The sequence below is a fragment of the Paraburkholderia sp. genome, from assembly GCF_004298475.1.
In the GTDB taxonomy this organism is placed as follows: Bacteria; Pseudomonadota; Gammaproteobacteria; order Burkholderiales; family Burkholderiaceae; genus Paraburkholderia; species Paraburkholderia denitrificans.
The window spans coordinates 178513-195851 of the sequence record NZ_SCRP01000006.1 but is presented as its reverse complement, the minus strand read 5'-3'; the positions used below and the strand labels follow the sequence as shown (position 1 = coordinate 195851).

The window sequence follows — 17339 nt, the reverse complement described above, 5'->3', positions numbered from 1 at the left end:
ATCGCCGCCATCGCGATCAGGCAGATGATCAGCGGAAACGCGACGAAGTCCCAGCGATTGGGCAGCACCCGCCACGCCGAAGCGTTGGCCGTGCGGTTCAGGTTGAAGCCGAATTCCATTCAGGCGCCCTCCGTGCAGGCCGCCGCGCGGGCGGCGTCGAATCCGGGCGCGCGTCCCGGGCGGGACGCTGTGATAAAGGCAAGGCGCATGGGTGCAATGACTCGTTGGCGTTGATCACACGCGGGCGGCGCTAGTGTCGCCCGTGCTACCTGAATACTGCCTGGATGCCGCCCGAATACTTCTCCGAGCGGGCGCAGGTCCGGGCGGGCAGCTACCTTTGGCTTGCCTGGGGCTAATCGGCACGACACTACTACAACCTGTATGACGGGCACAACCTCGCCCCTGTGACCCGTCAGCCGCCGCGCAGCATGCGCGCGCGCCGTCCGGCAGCACCCGGCAGCACCCGGCACAGCAAAACATCAATGCTCGCAAGACCTTATCGAGAGGTAAAATCGCTGCTCGGCGTCAGATCTAGTCCGTCAGCAAGACGGGCGGCCGCCGCACCGCTTACCGGCCTCGCCGCCCGCCAACGCCCACGCCCATCCACGATTTCGAAGGCCGATGAACAGGAGATTCTTGCGTCAGACCGCCATAGCCGTCGGGGTCGTCGCGGTCGCGCTCGGCTGCTGGCTCGTGGCGGGCCTGCTCGCCGACCGCATGGTTCGCCGGGAACTCGACACGGCCCTGCACGTACAGCGCGAGATGACGCACTCGGTCGTCGACAACATGGCGGAGGTGATCGCGAGCGATCTCGCGATGTTGCGTGCGATTCCCGCTACCATGGCCGAAACGGGCATCGCCCAGCGGGCGCTCAGCGAGGCGGAGAAATACGCCGTAACGCCCCAGCAGACGCAACCGGAGCGCCGCAACGAACTGCTGCGCACGCCCGCACTCTTCGCGGCCGACCGCTTCCTGCACGACGCCCAGGGTTTCTCGGGCCTCGACGCCATCTGGCTCGTCAACGACAACGGCGTCTGCGTCGCATCGAGCAACGCGTCCGACAAGGCGACCTACGTCGGCACGAACATGCGCGGTCGCACGTATCTGAACAACACGCTGCTCGGCGCATTCTCCGAAACCTACGGCGAGGATATCCCGGGCGGCGAGCCCGGCATCGTCGTCGCCGCGCCCGCTTACAGCGACGGTCTGCTGGTCGGCGCCGTGGTGGCGAAAGTCGGCATCGCGCGTCTGCGGCACTGGGTGACGCATCCGGGCACCTTCGTCACCGACGGCAACGGCGTCATCATCATGGCGCACGACAGCGCGCTCGAAGGGCTCACCCTGCCAGGCTCGCCAGGCTCGCCCGCCGCGCACGCGAGCGCCAGCACCGGCACAGCGGTGCAGAAACACCGTTCGGAAATCGGGTTGCGTTCCGCTGCGCAACGCGCGCTCGCGAGCGCCCCCTGGATGCCGCCCGAGGACGCCGCGCAGATGATCGAATTGCCGGGCCTGCACGTGCCCGCGCTGTATGAAACGCGCGGTGGGCTCAATTCCGGGCTGTCGGCGCATCTCGTCGATCCGCTTCAGGCGTGGCCCGAACTGCTCGCGAACCGGCGGCGCGACCAGCTCCTGATCTTCCTGACGCTCGCGGGCTCGGCCGCACTGGCCGCCGTGATCTCGGTATCGTGGGTGCGCGAGCGGCGTCTGCACCGCGCAAGCCGCGACCTCGCCGAGCAGTTGCAGTCGGCCAACGCGCAGCTCGCCGCCGAGGCGCGCCACGACGCGCTGACCGGTGCGCTCTCGCGCCGCTACTTCCTCGATCTGCTGCGCCGCGAAATCGACCGCGCCTACGCGAGCGGCACGACGCTGTGCATGGCGATCGCCGATCTCGACTACTTCAAGCAGATCAACGACCGCTTCGGCCACGCGACCGGCGACCACGCGCTCAGGCATTTCGTCGAAACCTGCCGCAGCGGGCTGCGCGCCGAGGACGAAGTGGGACGCCTGGGCGGCGAAGAATTCGGCATCCTGCTGCCCGCGACCTCGCTTTCGACGGGGCGCGAGGTCGTGGAACGCCTGCGCCTGAAGGTCAAGAGCGGCGCACGCGACACGCTTGCGCCGGATGCGATTCTGAGTGTAAGCATCGGCATCACGGAACTGGCTGTGTCGCAGGATCTGCCCGAGCGGCTGCTGAGCCGCGCCGATCTTGCGCTCTACGTGGCGAAGGCGGCCGGACGCGACCGCTGCGAAGTGATGCCCGCCGACAGCGCCCTGCCGCCGCGCACGGAAACCGAAGCGTTGTAGCCGCGCAAGGACCGGGCGCGCACGGTAAGCCGCCGAGGGCATGCCGGGCGACGCGGTATCATCACCCGACATCGGCGCCGCGCCTGGCACTGCATCGCGCGGCGCGCTCCATCAGCAACACCGTAACGTTTCACTCACGCCGGAGGGATGCATGAAGGGGAATCTGGTCATTATCTGCCGCGATCAGGATGCTCACGCGTTCGACCAGTTGATGGTCGAATACGGCGCGTTTCAGACGCGCCTGTCCTCGACTGCCTGGTACCTGAAGCTCGACGTCGCGCCCGAGCTGATTCAGGAGGAGATTCTGGCGCGCATTGGCCGGTATACGACGCACTACATCTTCGAGGCCGGCAGCGTCACGTACAACACGGTCGACAGCGAAGCCGCCGCAGCGCTCGATACGCTTTTCGCCGTTTAAGCCGCCGTTTAAGTTGCCGTTCGGGTCGCCGCTTAAGCCCGGCTTTCGGCGTCGGCGCGAGCCGTCACCACGCGCTGGCCGCTTCGGCAACGGTGCGCTGCACGACGTCGAACGAAAAGGTCATGCGCACGGCGAGGCCGCCGTCGTCGCCGTTCCCGATCTGCAACTCGCCGCCCGCGCGGCGCACCAGCCGCTCGACGATCGCGAGGCCAAGACCGCTGTGGCCGTTGCCGCCGCGCGCCGGATCGAGCCGTACGAACGGACGGCTAGCCTGCGTCAGATCCTGCGCCGCGATACCCTGACCGTGATCGCGGACGGTCAGCACGTAACCGTCCGCGCCGCGCACCGTCTCGATCACGACAGGCGGTGCGCCATACGCGCGGGCATTGTCGAGCAGGTTCGATACCACACGCTCCAGCGTCGCGGCGGGCAGCCTGAAATCGCCACCGGCTGCGAGCTGCAACTGAACGGCCGCAGAATCGCCCGTCGCGCCCATCGCACCCATCGCACGATAGTTGCGCGCGATACGCTCGCACGTTTCGTCCACCTCGACGGGTTCGCTGCGGTCCGCGCCGTCGTGCGCGAACACGAGAAACTGGTCGACGATGTGCGCCATCGACTCCACATCGCGCACCACGCCGTCGCGTGCCCGCGCCTCATCCATCATTTCCGCGCGCAGACGCAGCCGCGCGAGCGGCGTCTTCAGATCGTGTGCGACGCCGGCCAGCATGACCGCGCGGTCGTGCTCGGTGCGCCCCACTTCCTTCACCATCTGGTTGAAACCGCGCGTGAGCATGCGCAGTTCGCGCGGCCCGCTCTCGCGCACCGGCGGCACCGGTTCTCCGCGGCCGAAGCTCCCCACGGCCTGGGCGAGCGAGCGCAACGGCTTTTGCAGCATCCAGGCCGCCACGAGCGCCGCGAACACCGCCGCCGAAAAGATGATGATGAACCACGGAATCAACCGCTGGAGCGGCCGCATGATGCGCAAGGCGTGCGCCGGCACGACGATCCAGCGCGCGTCGTGCGGACCGCGCACCCAGATCGTGGGCGGAAAGCCGGGCAGGCCGGGGCGTACGTCGGTGCCTGGCGGCATCCGGTCGCGCACGTCGTCGACGAAGCGTCGCAGCGCCGCCGGCGCCTTCTCGCTGCTGGGCGGCACGTCGGGGCTTGCCGGATCGACGAGCTGCACGCGCGACGGCAGCGGCTGGTCGGGCGCGCGCGCGACGTGCTCGCGCACCGAGTCGACGAGGAAGGCCGCTTCTTCGACGGCATAGCGCGTCTGCGTCTGGGTGCGCTCGAGACGCACGAGCGCGAACCACGCGACGTGGGACAGCAGCAGAACGCCGATGAAGAGCAGCGCAAGCCGCCCGAACAGGGAATCAACCGGCTGGCGCATGGTTGCCCTGCTCGCCGTCAGGCACGAACACGTAACCGCGCCCGCGTACGGTCTGAATGAAGCGCGGCGTGGACGGGTCGCTTTCGAGGATGCGGCGCAGACGCCACACCTGCACGTCGATGCCGCGGTCGGTGCCGTCGTACTCGGGGCCGTGCAGCAGTTCGAGCAGGCGCTCGCGCGTGAGCGTGCGCATCGGATGATTGACGAAGATCTTCAGGAGCGCGAATTCGCTGCCCGACAGCAGCAGCGGCTTGTCTTCCTGGTGCAGCGTGCGCGACTGGAAATCGAGCGTGAAGCGCCCGAACGAGAACGGCTCGCGCTGCTCCGGCGCGGCGGCCGACGGCGGCGTGCGGCGGCGGCGCAGCACGGCCTGCACGCGGGCGAGCAGCTCGCGCGGGTTGAAGGGCTTGCCGAGGTAATCGTCGGCGCCGAGTTCGAGGCCGACGATGCGGTCCACGTCGTCCGCGCGCGCGGTGAGCATGATGACGGGAATATCGTCGCCGGACGCGCGCAGCTTGCGCAGCGCGGAGAGACCGTCCACGCCGGGCATCATCAGGTCGAGCACGATCAGATCGGGCCGCTCGCGCTCGAGGCGCCGTTCGAGCGAGCCCGCGTCGTGCAGCACCGACACTTCCATGCCCTGGCGCGCCAGATAATCGCGCAACAGGTCGCGCAGTTCGACGTCGTCGTCGACAACAAGTATTTGAGTAGCCATGAAACGAAGTTTAACGCGCGTACGCGAGCCGTTTCCTCACCCGTTTCCTTACCGTCAGGCCGTTTGGGTTACGAGGTGTTACGGCGAAAGCTGCCCGTAATCTGACGTAACGACATTGGCCCGCGGCGTAACACTCAACCCGGTAGCGCTCGATAGGCTAGCGACACCGGATGCGGCAACAGGCACTTTAATGAGCGGTCGAGCCTCACCGGATAACACCCATCACGGAATTGTCAGGAGCCTCACCATGTACAAGAAGACCACGCGCATTCTCGCCATTGCCGCTGCGTCGTTCGCCCTCGTTACGGGCGCCGCCCACGCCCAGATGCCGCCGCAGGGCGGCCCGGGCATGCACCAGATGCACGGCGATTTCATGATGGGCGTCAAGAAGCTGCACGACAAGCTGAACCTGAACGCCGACCAGGAAAAGCAATGGCAGGCTGCGCTCGACACGATGAAGCAGGGCCGCGAGCAGGCACGCAAGAATCACGAAGAGATGAAGCAGCAGCTCGATTCGATGATGAAGCAGCCGATCCTCGACATGAACGCGCTGCACGCGGCGCACCAGAAGATCGAGCAGGAGCGCGCGCAGCAGCGCGAACAGACCGCCCAGGCCTGGCTCACGTTCTATAACGGTCTGAACGACCAGCAAAAAACCACCGTCAGCACGGCGTTCAAGGAGCACTTCGCGAAGATGGAACAGCGCCGCGAGAAGATGCGCGAGCACTGGCAGCAGCATCACGGCGCGGCGTCGGCGCCCGCCGCTGCGCAGTAAGCAGTAAGCAGTAGGCGGCAAGTAAGGCCCGGGGAGGCATCGCTCTCCCTCGCCTGCCCACCCGCCCAAAATCAAAGCGCCGCGGCTCGCACCGCGGCGCTTTTGCTTTTTTGCGCAGTTATCCGCGCAGTTATCCGCTCAGTGTTCCGCTCAGTCATCCGTACACCGGCCTCGCGAGCCCGGCGCACAGCGATGCAATCAGGCGAGATCGAACAGCAACACTTCGGCCTTGTCGCCGTTCGCAAGCGTGACGCTGTCTTCGGCCTCGATCATTGCCGCGTCGCCCGCGCCAAGCCGCTCGCCGTTCACCTCCAGCGCGCCGCGCGCAACGTGCACGTACACACGCCGTCCGGCCGGAACCGCGTGCTGCACGCGCTCGTCGCCGTCGAGCAGCGCCGCATGGATCGACGCATCGGCGCGCACCGTCACCGAGCCGTCGCGCCCATCCGGCGACGCAATCACGCGCAACCGCCCGCGCTTGTCCGCGTCGGCGAAGCGCTTTTCCTCATAGCCCGGCGCACCGCCTTGTTCCAGCGGCAGCAGCCAGATCTGCAGCAGATGCACTTCGTCCTCTTTCGAGGCGTTGAATTCGCTGTGCATCACGCCCGTGCCCGCGCTCATGCGCTGCACGTCGCCCGGACGGATGGTCGAGCCGTTGCCCATGCTGTCGCGGTGCGCGAGCGCGCCTTCCAGCACGTAGGTCACGATCTCCATGTCGCGGTGACCGTGCGCGCCGAAGCCCTGCCCGGCCGCGACGCGGTCGTCGTTGAGCACCCGCAGCGCGCCGTAGTGGACGTGCTCCGGATCGTGGTAGTCAGCAAAAGAAAAGCTGTGGAACGTGTCGAGCCAGCCGTGGTTGGCATGGCCGCGTTCGTCGGCGTGGCGGATGGCGAGCATCGGATTCTCCCGTGATTCGTTGCAGGAACTGAAGATATTGGCTGTATCCCCATCTCACAATGCGCAGGCGCGCACCGGAGCGTTTCACCAGAAACATCAAAGGGCTGCGACGTTTATCTCCCGCCACAATCGCCTTCAACAATCTGGCGCAGCCCCCGCCTTCGGGTAAAATATCGCGCTTTTCGCGCCAGCGCATCTTGCCATTGCTTCCGCCCCGCCCACCAGCCGGGCCCGAGAACGCAAACCGCGTAGCTGGCCGGATGCAGAGACACCAGGCACACACCAGGCAGACCCCGGCCAGGCACTGGCGAGGCGCAAAGCAGGCATCAGGTCCGCATTTTTCGCCCGCGATGGCGCCTGAACGACACATAGGCCGGGGCGCGCGAGCGCCGCCGTACCAGGAGAAAGATGAAGAAGTTCGCAGTGTGCGTCGCGCTCGCCCTCCTTGCGGGCAGCGCCGCCGCCAGGGAATGGCATACCGTGCGCATCGGCGTCGATGCGAGCTATCCGCCATTCGAGTCGAAAGCGCCCAACGGCGAGATCGTCGGCTTCGACGTCGATCTGACGAAGGCGTTGTGCGCGCGCATGAACGTCAAGTGCGTGTGGGTCCAGAGCGACCTCGACGGCATCATCGGCGCGCTAAAGGCGCGCAAGTTCGATGCGATCGTGTCGTCGCTCAGCGTGACCGACCAGCGCCGCCAGCAGATCGACTACTCCGACAAGATGTTCGACGCGCCCGCACGCATGATCGCGAAGACGGGCTCACCGCTCCTGCCCACAGCGGCCTCGCTCAGGGGCAAGCATGTCGGCGTCGAGCAGGGCTCGACCCAGGAGGCCTACGCGAAGGCTTACTGGGCGCCCAAAGGCGTCGATGTCGTGTCGTACCAGAACCAGGATCAGGTCTATCAGGATCTGATGTCGGGGCGCCTCGATGCGACGCTGCAAGACGAGGTCCAGGCCGACTTCGGCTTTCTGAAGACGGCGCGCGGCAAGGGCTTCGCGTGGGCGGGCCCGGCGGTCGAGGATCCGAAGACGATCGGCGACGGCACCGCAATCGGCCTGAGCAAGCAGAACCCCGAGCTGAGGGCAATATTCAATGCCGCACTGGCCGCGATCCACGAGGACGGCACGTTCGACCGGATCGCAAAGCAATACTTCGATTTCGATATCTATAAAGGCAAGTAGCAACGAGACGAGACACACACGAGCCGCGAACCCCGGGGACGTACCCTATGTACCAACCCCCGTGCTTCGTATATACAGTGAGACCCGCGAACCACGCGCAGTTTCACCCGCAGTCGGATGCCCAGCCCTACACAAGTCTTCGCAAGCCTTCGCCGGCAACCCCGGTCGATGCGGGAAGCACGCCCCGGTTGCAGCGGATGCCCGCGCAACCCGGCCGCCAGGCTGGACGTTCATGAACGGATTTGAACCGCGGCTCGTCGAGCCGCGCCTTTCGCGGTGCGCACAACGCGCCTCGTCAAGGACCCATCTATGTTGCTTCAAGGCTACGGCCCGCTGATCCTCGCCGGCACCTGGCAGACCGTCCAGCTCTCCGTGCTGTCGCTCGTGCTGTCGTTTGTGCTCGGACTGCTCGGCGCAGCGGCGAAACTCTCGAAGAACCGCGTCGTCAACGGCGCGGGCACGGTCTACACCACGCTGATCCGCGGCGTCCCCGACCTCGTGCTGATGCTGCTGCTGTTCTATAGCCTGCAGATCTGGCTCAACGATCTCACCGACGTGCTCGGCTGGGACCAGATCGACATCGATCCCTTTCTCGCCGGCGTAATCGTGCTGGGCTTCATCTACGGCGCGTACTTCACGGAAACCTTCCGCGGCGCGTTCCTCGCGGTGCCGCGCGGCCAGCTCGAAGCGGCCCACGCGTACGGCATGACGAGCTGGCAGGTATTTCGCCGCGTCATGTTCCCGCAGATGATGCGCTTCGCGCTGCCGGGCATCGGCAACAACTGGCAGGTGCTCGTGAAGTCGACGGCGCTCGTGTCGATCATCGGTCTTGCCGACGTCGTCAAGGCGAGCCAGGACGCCGGCAAGGGCACGCTGCGGTTCTTCTTTTTCACGCTGCTCGCGGGCGCGATCTATCTCGTCATCACGACGATCTCGAACTTCGTGCTGATGTACCTCGAAAAGCGCTACTCCACCGGCGTGCGCAAGGCAGACCTCTAAGCGGATCCGCAAGACAAGGCCAACGACAATGCAAGACTTGATCCAGCTGATCCAGCAATACTGGCGCAACTACCTTTTCTCCGACGGCTATCACTTCACCGGGGTCGCCATCACGCTCTGGCTGCTCGTCGTGTCGATCGGCGTCGGCTTTTGCCTTTCGGTGCCGTTCGCGGTCGCGCGCGTCTCGAAGAAGAAGTGGCTCGCGGGCCTCGTGTGGCTCTTCACGTACATCTTCCGCGGCACGCCGCTCTACGTGCAGCTGCTGCTGTGCTACACCGGCCTCTACAGCCTCGAAATCGTGCGCAACCACGAACTCACGAGCGCGTTCTTTCGCAGCGGCATGAACTGCACGCTGCTCGCGTTCACGCTCAACACCTGCGCGTACACGACCGAAATCTTCGCGGGCGCGATCAAGTCGACGCCCTACGGCGAAATCGAAGCCGCGCGCGCGTACGGCATGTCGTCGTTCACGCTCTATCGCCGCGTGATCCTGCCTTCGGCGCTGCGCCGGGCCCTGCCCTATTACAGCAACGAAGTGATCCTGATGCTGCACGCGACGACCGTCGCGTTCACGGCCACCGTGCCGGACATTCTCAAGATCGCACGCGACGTCAATTCGGCGACCTACCAGACGTTCACCGCATTCGGCATCGCCGCCATGCTGTACCTGATCATTTCATTCACGCTGGTGTGGCTGTTCCGCCGCGCCGAGCGCCGCTGGCTCGCGTATCTGCGACCGCAAGGCAAGTGAGCCCGCACCGAGGACCCTGATGAATTCCCAGAAACAAAAGCTTTGCGTCGATGACCTGCACAAGCGGTACGGCGACCATGAAGTGCTCAAGGGCGTTTCGCTGACGGCGAACGCCGGCGACGTCATCAGCGTGATCGGCTCTTCCGGCTCCGGCAAGAGCACGATGCTGCGTTGCATCAACTTTCTCGAACAGCCCAACGCCGGGCGCATCATCGTCGACGGCGAAGAAGTGCGCACGCGCGCCGACGCGCGCACCGGCGCGCTGCAAGTGGCCGACACGAAGCAGCTCCAGCGCGTGCGCACGAAGCTCGCGATGGTGTTCCAGCACTTCAATCTGTGGTCGCACATGAACGTGATCGAGAACGTGATCGAGGCGCCCGTGCACGTACTGGGCGTGCCGCGCCGCGAGGCCGAGGACCGCGCGCGCGAATACCTCGAAAAGGTCGGGCTGTTGCCGCGTGTGGAAAAGCAGTATCCGTCGCACCTCTCGGGCGGCCAGCAGCAGCGCGTGGCGATTGCGCGCGCGCTCGCGATGCAGCCGGACGTCATGCTGTTCGACGAGCCGACTTCGGCGCTCGACCCCGAACTCGTCGGCGAAGTGCTCAAAGTGATGCAAAAGCTCGCCGAGGAAGGCCGCACGATGATCGTCGTGACGCACGAAATGGGTTTCGCGCGCAACGTTTCGAATCATGTGATGTTTCTGCATCAGGGCCGCGTCGAGGAAGAAGGCCAGCCCTCCGAGGTCTTCGCCAATCCGAAGAGCGAGCGGCTGCGGCAGTTCATTTCGGGCAGCCTCAAATAGGCGCAAAGCCCTGCATCGCCGCGATATAAGCGCTCACGATCGCGCTTTATATTCGCGCTTATGCCCCTGCGTATGACCCCGCTTATGCCCCCGCTTATGACCGATAGTGCGGCGATGTAGTAAAAGTAGTTTTACAAGGCGCTTTCTGCGCCTTTTCTTTTTTATTGCGGCCCAATCCCGAAGCGACCCGGAAAACCCTCGGGAACCCCTCCAGAACCCCACTCCCCGCGCCGCAATAAACCTTTCCGTTTACTCCCACCGCATTGCGCCGTCAATAGTGACAATTCTTGACGCCGTTTAAGCGCAGTCATGTGTGCCTTGTCGGACAAGGCGTCAGGCCACTTTTTAAAAAGCAGGCTGTTATTGCCTCCGGGCGTCATATTGCAATTTGACGACACAGGCCAACCCCCAAGCGATTTCATTCGCCATCGCCGACCTTTTTTTGATAGATTAGTAACCAAAGTAGCAAAACTAAGTTGATTAAAAGTAGTTTCACTTCAAAAAAATGAGGGATGCCAGTCAACGACGGGATCTGCGAGACAACACAGCCGGGTTGTCCGTCTGCTTCAAGGGCCTTGCGCCGATCCCCGAGGTAGTCCTCTCGCACGCGACGGTTTCTGTTCGCAGTGAATCCACACGCGCGGACGTCTTTCGCAGTACTTAGGTTGACTTTCTTTTTGACAGGGTATGGAGGAGAACATGAAGAAAGCTTTGCTTGCCGCAGCTCTGATGTCGGCTGGCGTAGTCGCGCATGCCCAGAGCAGCGTGACACTGTATGGCCGCCTCGATGCAGGTGTGGCTTATATGAACGGCATCGGCAGCGGCTCTGGCCCGAATGGCCAGGCAACGCACGGTGCGAGCCAGGTCCTGCTCGAAAGCGGTTACTGGGGCACCAGCCTCTGGGGCATGAAGGGCGTTGAAGACATCGGTGGCGGCAACAAGGTTCTGTTCCACCTGGAAGGCAGCTTCAGCACGGCGAACGGCACCGGCCCTGGCGACAACGGGCTCTTTAATCGCTGGGCGACCATCGGCATGGCCAATGACCAGTTCGGTACCCTGCTGCTGGGCCGGATGCTGTTCATCTCCAACGGCATTTGGGACTTCGACCCGTTCGGCCAGTCGAACTGGTCGTCGGCCTCGCTGGTCCGCGGCCGCAACTGGCCGCAGTCGAGCAACAACATTTCGTATCAGTCGCCGAACTGGTACGGTTTCGACGTGTACGGCCAGTACGCGTTCTCCAACTCGACGAGCTTCAACAACGGTCGCGAAGCCGGTATTCAGCTGACGTACACGAGCTCGCTGTTCCAGGTCCGCGGCCTGTACGACGAAATCCGCAACCCGACCAATGGTGCGCTCGGCGGCCCGTACGACGCGATCAACCCGAACAATCTCGGCACCGCCAATGGCGTCTTCGCGTACTCGCGCGACTACATGGCGATGGTCAACGTGTTCCTCGGCGCGTTCAAGATTCAGGGCGGCTTCGAAGCCCTCCGTTCGTCGGGCATGACCGGCCAGCTGCCTGGCCAGCCGACCACGGCCAACCACGAATGGGGCGGCATAACGTGGCAAGCCACGCCGGCTGCAGCCCTGATTGCGGCGGTCTATCACGTCAACGCGAACAACGGCGGCGGCAACGCCACGATGTACACGATCGGCGGCTCGTACAACATTTCGAAGCGCACGCTGTTCGACATTCAGGCCGCAACGGTGCGCAACAGTTCATCGGCAAACTTCGGTCTGAACGCCAACAACTTCGGCAATTCGGCTGCAACCGGCAACCCGTTGCCGGGCGCGAGCCAGACCGGCGTGTACGCAGGTATCCAGCACTCGTTCTGACCGGCGGGTGTAGACAGAACAGCTACATCGAAGTTTTCACGCTGCTGCGAGAGGCGCGTATCGGTGCGGTGTCCGCAAGAACATCCGCACCGTTTTTTTATTCTCGACACGGGCCGCCGAACTCACCGTTCGCGGCCCGTGTGCTTTTTGTGCGGCGAAATTACGCTGAAAGCGGACTTATCAGACAGCCGCTTCGTTCTCTTCGCCCGTGCGGATGCGGATCACGCGCTCGACGTCGGTCACGAAGATCTTGCCGTCGCCGATCTTGCCGGTGCGCGCCGCGCCGATGATCGCGTCGATCACCTGGTCGGCCTGGCTGTTCGCCACCACCACTTCGATCTTCACCTTCGGCAGGAAATCGACCACGTACTCCGCGCCGCGATACAACTCGGTGTGTCCCTTCTGGCGGCCGAAGCCCTTGACCTCGGTGACGGTCAGGCCCGTGAGGCCCACTTCGGCGAGCGCCTCGCGCACTTCGTCGAGCTTGAACGGTTTGATGACGGCAGTAATGCGTTTCATGGCGGACCTCGTCTCTTATCGGATTGAAATCGCGGATTGGAATCGCGGATTGGAATCGGGTTGGATTCTGTATGAAAACCGGGTGCGTAAAAACCGGGTTCGTTACGGGAATTCTACGCTGCGCGGCGCACGCTCATGACGCGGCCACCCGCACGGGCGACAAATTCGGCACCTGCGCGAGGTCTGCGAGCCATACGGCCGATTCGGCATCGCTCGGTGCGCGCCAGTCGCCGCGCGGCGAAAGCGAGCCGCCCGAGCCGACCTTCGGCGCGTTCGGCACGCACGTGCGCTTGAACTGGCTCTGGCGGAAAAAGCGGTCGAGGAAGATGCCCAGATTGCGCTTGATCGCGGCGAGATCGTACTGATTGCGCTCGCCTCGCGCATGCTCAGGCCACGCGCCGCGGTCGCGCTCGCCCCACGCATGCTCCGCGAGAAACGCGACCTTCGACGGCGCAAAACCGAAGCGCAGCGTGTAGTAAAGGTTGAAATCCTGCAACTCGTACGGCCCGATCACGCTTTCGGTCTTCTGCTCGGGCGCGCCGTTCTCCTTGCCGGGAATCAGTTCGGGGCTGATATCGGTGTCGAGAATCGCTGCGAGCACTTCCGAGCCGCTTTCGCCGATCTGCCCCGTCTGCGCAACCCAGTGCACGAGGTGCGTGATGAGCGTCTTCGGCACGCTCGCGTTCACGTTGTAGTGCGACATGTGATCGCCGACGCCATAGGTGCACCAGCCGAGCGCGAGTTCCGAGAGATCGCCCGTGCCGATCACGATGGCGTGATTGAAGTTGGCAAGACGGAACAGATGGTTCGTGCGCTCGCCGGCCTGGACGTTCTCGAAGGTGATGTCGTAGGCGGCCTTGCCTTCGGAATACGGATGGCCGAGGTCTTCGAGCATCTGCATGCAGCTCGGGCGGATGTCGATTTCGGACGCCCTGCAGCCCACCAGATCCATCAGCTGACGCGCCTGGCGCAGCGTGCGCTCGCTCGTCGCGAAACCGGGCATCGTGTACGCAAGAATATTCGTGCGCGGCAGCCCGAGCCGGTCCATCGCCTTCGCGCACACGAGCAGCGCGTGCGTGGAGTCGAGCCCGCCGGACACGCCGATCACCACCTTCTTGATGCCGCTCTGCGACAGGCGCTGTTCGAGCGCCTGCACCTGGATGTTGTAGACCTCGTTGCAGCGTTCGTCGCGGCGCTTCGGATCGGCGGGAACGTACGGGAAGCGCTCGACACGGCGATCGAGCGGCAGCACGGGCACACTCCAGGCGCCCGCTTGCGGCGTCTCGCAACGGATCACGCGCAGCTTCGCGATCTCGTCGCGATGGCGGCGAATCGAATCGCCGAAGGTGGTCTGGCGGATACGCTCCTGCGCGAGGCGCTCGATATCGACGTCGGCGAAGATGAGCTGCGAGTCGTCGTGAAAGCGCTCCGACTGCGCGAGCAACTCGCCGTTTTCGTAGACGAGCGCCTGGCCATCCCATGCCATGTCGGTCGTCGATTCGCCCTTGCCTGCCGAGGTGTAGAGATACGCGGCGAGACAGCGCGCCGACTGCTGCGAAACGAGCTGATGGCGGTAACCGGCCTTGCCGACCACGACGTTCGACGCCGAAAGATTGACGAGCACCGACGCACCCGCGAGCGCCGCGAACGACGACGGCGGAATCGGCACCCACACGTCCTCGCAGATTTCCACATGAAAGCGCAAGCCTTCGACCTGCGGCAGATCGAACAGCAGCGAAGCGCCGAACGGCACTTCCGCGCCGCACAGGCGCGCGGTATCGGTGCGTGCGCAATCAGCGGCGCTGAACTGGCGCGGCTCGTAGAACTCGCCGTAGTTCGGCAGATAGCTCTTCGGCACGAGGCCCGCGATGCGTCCGCCCGCGACCACGGCAGCGCAATTGAAGAGCGACTGGCCCACGCGCACCGGCAGGCCGACGATCATCGCGAGCGGCAGCGACGTCGACGCCTCGATGATCGACTGCAGCGCGTGCTCGCACGCATCGAGCAGCGCCTTCTGGCGAAACAGGTCGTCGCAGGTATAGGCCGCAAGGCCCAGTTCGGGAAACGCGACGAGCGCGGCGCCGCGGCCCGCGGCAGCGCGCGCGAGCGCAAGCGTCGCGCTGGCGTTGAACGCAGGGTCCGCCACGCGGCAGCGCGGCACGCCCACGGCCACGCGCGCAAAGCCATGCGTATAGAGGTTGAAGAAGCGCTCTTTCATTTTGATAATCCTCGCGGCAAGCACGGCGGCTTGCGTCGATAGCGAACCGGCGCGCGATGCGGTCCGGTGCAGTGCGGTGCGGTCCCCACCCGTTCGGGGCGTTTGCTTTACCATGACCGTTTGCCGCAATTTCGGCCGGCGCTCGAAAGCCGGCGCATGCCTTATCGGACTGGCACGCACGTTGAATAAAGAACGTTTCGATTATCGCACGGGCATTCTCGGCTCACCGGCCGAGGTGGATAGCGCCGCCTGGAATGCGCTGCTCGCGCAGCAGGCGCAGCCCACGCCCTTTTTGCGTCACGAATTTCTCTCGGCGCTGCACGCCACGCGCTGCGCGACGTCCGAGGCAGGCTGGGCGCCGCAGTTCGTCACGCTGACCGATACGCGCACGGGCCAGCTCGCAGCCGCCGCGCCCGTCTACCTGAAAAGCCACTCGTACGGCGAATACGTGTTCGACTGGGCCTGGGCCGACGCGTACAAACGCAACGGCCTCGATTACTACCCGAAGCTGCTGTGCGCCGTGCCGTTCACGCCGGTACAGGGCACGCGCCTGATCGCGGCGGACACGACCGCGCGCCGCCACCTCGCCGCGACGCTGCTGGCCTTCGCTGAACAGGCGGATGTGTCGTCGCTGCACGTGCTTTTTCCGACCGTCGAGGAAGCGGACGCGATGACCGCGCTCGGCATGATGCAGCGCGACGGCGTGCAGTTTCACTGGCTCAACGACGGTTACCGCGATTTCGACGACTTCCTGTCGACGCTCGAACAAAAGAAGCGCAAGAACATTCGCGCGGAGCGGCGCAAGGTGCGCGACGCAGGCGTGACGACAAGGCGCGTGCGCGGCGAAGACATCAGCGATGCCGAGTGGCGCTTTTTCAGCCGCTGCTACCGGCAGACCTACCGCGAGCATTTTTCGACGCCGTATCTGAACCTCGACTTCTTCCGCATGATCGGCGCGTCGATGCCGGAGAACCTGCTGCTCGTGATCGCCGAATACGAAGGCAAGCCGATTGCGAGTTCGCTCGTCGTGTACCAGCGCGGTGCGAATGGCGGCGGCACGCTCTATGGCCGCTACTGGGGCGCGCTCGAACACGTGCCGTGCCTGCATTTCGAAACAGCCTACTACCAGCCGCTCGAATTCTGCATCGAGGAAAAACTCGCCGTGTTCGAGGGCGGCGCGCAGGGCGAGCACAAGATGGCGCGCGGCTTCATGCCGAGCCCCACGCGCTCGACGCACTGGCTCGCGCACCCGGCGTTCGCCGATGCCGTCGCCCACTTTCTCGACAGCGAAAAACACCACATTCATGCTTACGTCGACGAGCTGAACGAGCATAATCCGTTTCGCCCCTGACTCGCCCCTGACTCGTCCCTGCGATAACGAACGCGCCATGCCGTGGTTCCTCTACCTGCTCGAATGCGCCGATGGCAGCGTTTATACCGGCATTGCCGTCGATGTCGCCGCACGCTTTGCGCAACACGCGAACGGCACGGGTGCGCGCTATACGCGCTCGCACAAGCCGGTGCAGGTGCTCGCGTCGTTCGAACTTGCCGACCGCGCGCAGGCTTTGCGCGCCGAGTACCGGGTCAAGCAGTTGACCGCGCGTGAGAAACGCGCGCTCGCAGCCGGGGCGCGCACGCTCGAATCGGTGCTGCCGGTTGTAGCGCCTGCCGAAGCGGACGAAGAGGACGAGCCGGACGCCACGCCCGCGCCATGAAAAAAGCCGCACGGCCAGTGCGGCTCATGCGGCTTTACTTGCAGCACCGCGCGACGCGATGCTGCCGATGCTTCCAGTACTGCAAAAGACGGCTTACTTCTTGAAGTTCGCGACGCCTTCGGTGATTTCCTTGTGCGCGGCTTCGATGCCGGCCCAGCCGTCCACCTTGACCCACTTGCCTTTTTCGAGCGACTTGTATTGCTCGAAAAAGTGCTTGATCTGGTCCTTCAGGTATTGCGGCACGTCGTCGATCGACTTGATGCCGGCCGTCATCGGGCAGACCTTGTCGTGCGGCACGGCGATCAGCTTGGCGTCGACGCCCGACTCGTCGGTCATCTGCAGCATGCCGACCGCGCGCGAACGCACCACCACACCGGCCAGCAGCGGGAACGGCGTGATCACGAGCACGTCGACCGGATCGCCGTCGCCGGAGAGCGTCTGCGGGATGAAGCCGTAGTTCACCGGATAACGCATGCCCGTGCCGACAAAGCGGTCGACGACCAGCAGGCCGAGTTCCTTGTCGGCTTCGTACTTCACCGGGTCGCTCTGCGCGGGAATCTCGATGATCACGTTGAAGTCTTGCGGCAGATCTTTGCCTGCGGGGACGTTTGCGAAGCTCATGTGCGCTCTCAGTTCAGATGAAAAACCGGCGACTCCGCGCACAACCTGCCTCGCGCGCGCCTCGGGGACGAAGCGCGCCGGCGCGGAAAACCGGACGTTAAGGGATGGCGCCATTATAGCCAATCGGATACGCCGGACCGTGGATCTGACGGTACAGGCAGGACACGCGTCGACGCCGGCGTTTGCCC

16 protein-coding genes are annotated in these 17339 nt (G+C 64.6%); 10 read left to right on the top strand and 6 right to left on the bottom strand.

Annotated elements, in window-relative coordinates; genetic code table 11:
- Positions 1-621: 621 nt before the first annotated feature.
- Positions 622-2304: a sensor domain-containing diguanylate cyclase gene (locus tag EPN59_RS03650; protein WP_293041689.1), complete on the top strand. Its 1683-nt coding sequence runs from the start codon at positions 622-624 to the stop codon at positions 2302-2304.
- A 151-nt stretch (positions 2305-2455) separates the two neighbouring features.
- Entirely contained in the window at positions 2456-2722 is a 267-nt protein-coding gene (locus tag EPN59_RS03645; protein WP_293041686.1) for a hypothetical protein, read from the top strand.
- A gap of 64 nt (positions 2723-2786) precedes the next feature.
- Here EPN59_RS03645 and EPN59_RS03640 read toward each other — a convergent pair whose 3' ends face one another.
- Together EPN59_RS03640 and EPN59_RS03635 are read right to left on the bottom strand one after the other, a co-directional pair.
- On the bottom strand, positions 2787-4118 hold the full coding sequence (locus EPN59_RS03640; protein ID WP_293041683.1) for an ATP-binding protein: 1332 nt from the start codon (positions 4116-4118) through the stop codon (positions 2787-2789).
- A complete protein-coding gene (locus EPN59_RS03635; RefSeq protein ID WP_293041681.1) occupies positions 4102-4833 on the bottom strand; it encodes a response regulator in 732 nt (243 codons plus the stop codon). The genes EPN59_RS03640 and EPN59_RS03635 overlap by 17 nt, the downstream gene beginning before the upstream one ends.
- Positions 4834-5080: 247 nt before the next feature.
- Between EPN59_RS03635 and EPN59_RS03630 the strand changes: the two genes are divergently transcribed.
- On the top strand, positions 5081-5608 hold the full coding sequence (locus EPN59_RS03630) for a periplasmic heavy metal sensor (protein WP_293041678.1): 528 nt from the start codon (positions 5081-5083) through the stop codon (positions 5606-5608).
- Between the two features lie 198 nt (positions 5609-5806).
- Here EPN59_RS03630 and EPN59_RS03625 read toward each other — a convergent pair whose 3' ends face one another.
- Positions 5807-6505, bottom strand: coding sequence for a pirin family protein (locus EPN59_RS03625; protein ID WP_293041676.1), 699 nt, complete (start codon positions 6503-6505; stop codon positions 5807-5809).
- A 408-nt stretch (positions 6506-6913) separates the two neighbouring features.
- On the opposite strand from EPN59_RS03625, the gene EPN59_RS03620 reads away from it, so the two are divergent.
- The 5 genes from EPN59_RS03620 to EPN59_RS03600 all read left to right on the top strand — a co-directional run bounded on the left by EPN59_RS03620 (position 6914) and on the right by EPN59_RS03600 (position 12078).
- Positions 6914-7690 carry an ABC transporter substrate-binding protein gene (locus tag EPN59_RS03620; RefSeq protein ID WP_293041673.1) on the top strand — a complete coding sequence of 259 codons (777 nt, stop codon included), beginning with the start codon at positions 6914-6916 and terminating at the stop codon, positions 7688-7690.
- 309 nt (positions 7691-7999) lie between these two features.
- The gene (gene hisQ, locus EPN59_RS03615) at positions 8000-8689 is read left to right on the top strand and encodes a histidine ABC transporter permease HisQ (RefSeq protein ID WP_293041671.1); all 690 of its coding nucleotides are present in this window, start codon (positions 8000-8002) and stop codon (positions 8687-8689) included.
- Positions 8690-8726: 37 nt separating this feature from the next.
- Positions 8727-9440 carry an ABC transporter permease gene (locus EPN59_RS03610; RefSeq protein ID WP_293041691.1) on the top strand — a complete coding sequence of 238 codons (714 nt, stop codon included), beginning with the start codon at positions 8727-8729 and terminating at the stop codon, positions 9438-9440.
- A gap of 19 nt (positions 9441-9459) precedes the next feature.
- Entirely contained in the window at positions 9460-10242 is a 783-nt protein-coding gene (locus tag EPN59_RS03605; RefSeq protein WP_293041669.1) for an ABC transporter ATP-binding protein, read from the top strand.
- Positions 10243-10941: 699 nt separating this feature from the next.
- Positions 10942-12078 (top strand): porin, encoded by a 1137-nt coding sequence (locus EPN59_RS03600; protein WP_293041667.1) that lies wholly within the window; start codon positions 10942-10944, stop codon positions 12076-12078.
- A 180-nt stretch (positions 12079-12258) separates the two neighbouring features.
- Here the strand turns inward: EPN59_RS03600 and EPN59_RS03595 are convergent, their stop codons facing one another.
- Together EPN59_RS03595 and EPN59_RS03590 are read right to left on the bottom strand one after the other, a co-directional pair.
- Positions 12259-12597: a P-II family nitrogen regulator gene (locus EPN59_RS03595; protein ID WP_293041664.1), complete on the bottom strand. Its 339-nt coding sequence runs from the start codon at positions 12595-12597 to the stop codon at positions 12259-12261.
- Positions 12598-12730: 133 nt separating this feature from the next.
- Entirely contained in the window at positions 12731-14815 is a 2085-nt protein-coding gene (locus EPN59_RS03590; RefSeq protein WP_293041662.1) for an NAD(+) synthase, read from the bottom strand.
- A 181-nt stretch (positions 14816-14996) separates the two neighbouring features.
- On the opposite strand from EPN59_RS03590, the gene EPN59_RS03585 reads away from it, so the two are divergent.
- Positions 14997-16166 (top strand): GNAT family N-acetyltransferase, encoded by a 1170-nt coding sequence (locus EPN59_RS03585; RefSeq protein WP_293045568.1) that lies wholly within the window; start codon positions 14997-14999, stop codon positions 16164-16166.
- Between the two features lie 37 nt (positions 16167-16203).
- Positions 16204-16530 carry a GIY-YIG nuclease family protein gene (locus EPN59_RS03580; RefSeq protein WP_293042582.1) on the top strand — a complete coding sequence of 109 codons (327 nt, stop codon included), beginning with the start codon at positions 16204-16206 and terminating at the stop codon, positions 16528-16530.
- A gap of 93 nt (positions 16531-16623) precedes the next feature.
- On the opposite strand, the gene ppa is transcribed toward EPN59_RS03580, so the two are convergent.
- Positions 16624-17151, bottom strand: a complete 528-nt coding sequence (gene ppa, locus EPN59_RS03575; RefSeq protein WP_293042585.1) for an inorganic diphosphatase — start codon at positions 17149-17151, stop codon at positions 16624-16626.
- Positions 17152-17339: the final 188 nt, after the last annotated feature.

Coding starts and splice junctions, on each gene's coding strand:
- hisQ (WP_293041671.1), top strand. CDS start 8,000: ATGTTGCTTCAAGGCTACGGCCCGCTGATCCTCGCCGGCACCTGGCAG.
- EPN59_RS03620 (WP_293041673.1), top strand. CDS start 6,914: ATGAAGAAGTTCGCAGTGTGCGTCGCGCTCGCCCTCCTTGCGGGCAGC.
- EPN59_RS03590 (WP_293041662.1), bottom strand. CDS start 14,815: ATGAAAGAGCGCTTCTTCAACCTCTATACGCATGGCTTTGCGCGCGTG.
- ppa (WP_293042585.1), bottom strand. CDS start 17,151: ATGAGCTTCGCAAACGTCCCCGCAGGCAAAGATCTGCCGCAAGACTTC.
- EPN59_RS03580 (WP_293042582.1), top strand. CDS start 16,204: ATGCCGTGGTTCCTCTACCTGCTCGAATGCGCCGATGGCAGCGTTTAT.
- EPN59_RS03640 (WP_293041683.1), bottom strand. CDS start 4,118: ATGCGCCAGCCGGTTGATTCCCTGTTCGGGCGGCTTGCGCTGCTCTTC.
- EPN59_RS03595 (WP_293041664.1), bottom strand. CDS start 12,597: ATGAAACGCATTACTGCCGTCATCAAACCGTTCAAGCTCGACGAAGTG.
- EPN59_RS03650 (WP_293041689.1), top strand. CDS start 622: ATGAACAGGAGATTCTTGCGTCAGACCGCCATAGCCGTCGGGGTCGTC.
- EPN59_RS03645 (WP_293041686.1), top strand. CDS start 2,456: ATGAAGGGGAATCTGGTCATTATCTGCCGCGATCAGGATGCTCACGCG.
- EPN59_RS03630 (WP_293041678.1), top strand. CDS start 5,081: ATGTACAAGAAGACCACGCGCATTCTCGCCATTGCCGCTGCGTCGTTC.
- EPN59_RS03605 (WP_293041669.1), top strand. CDS start 9,460: ATGAATTCCCAGAAACAAAAGCTTTGCGTCGATGACCTGCACAAGCGG.
- EPN59_RS03625 (WP_293041676.1), bottom strand. CDS start 6,505: ATGCTCGCCATCCGCCACGCCGACGAACGCGGCCATGCCAACCACGGC.
- EPN59_RS03600 (WP_293041667.1), top strand. CDS start 10,942: ATGAAGAAAGCTTTGCTTGCCGCAGCTCTGATGTCGGCTGGCGTAGTC.
- EPN59_RS03635 (WP_293041681.1), bottom strand. CDS start 4,833: ATGGCTACTCAAATACTTGTTGTCGACGACGACGTCGAACTGCGCGAC.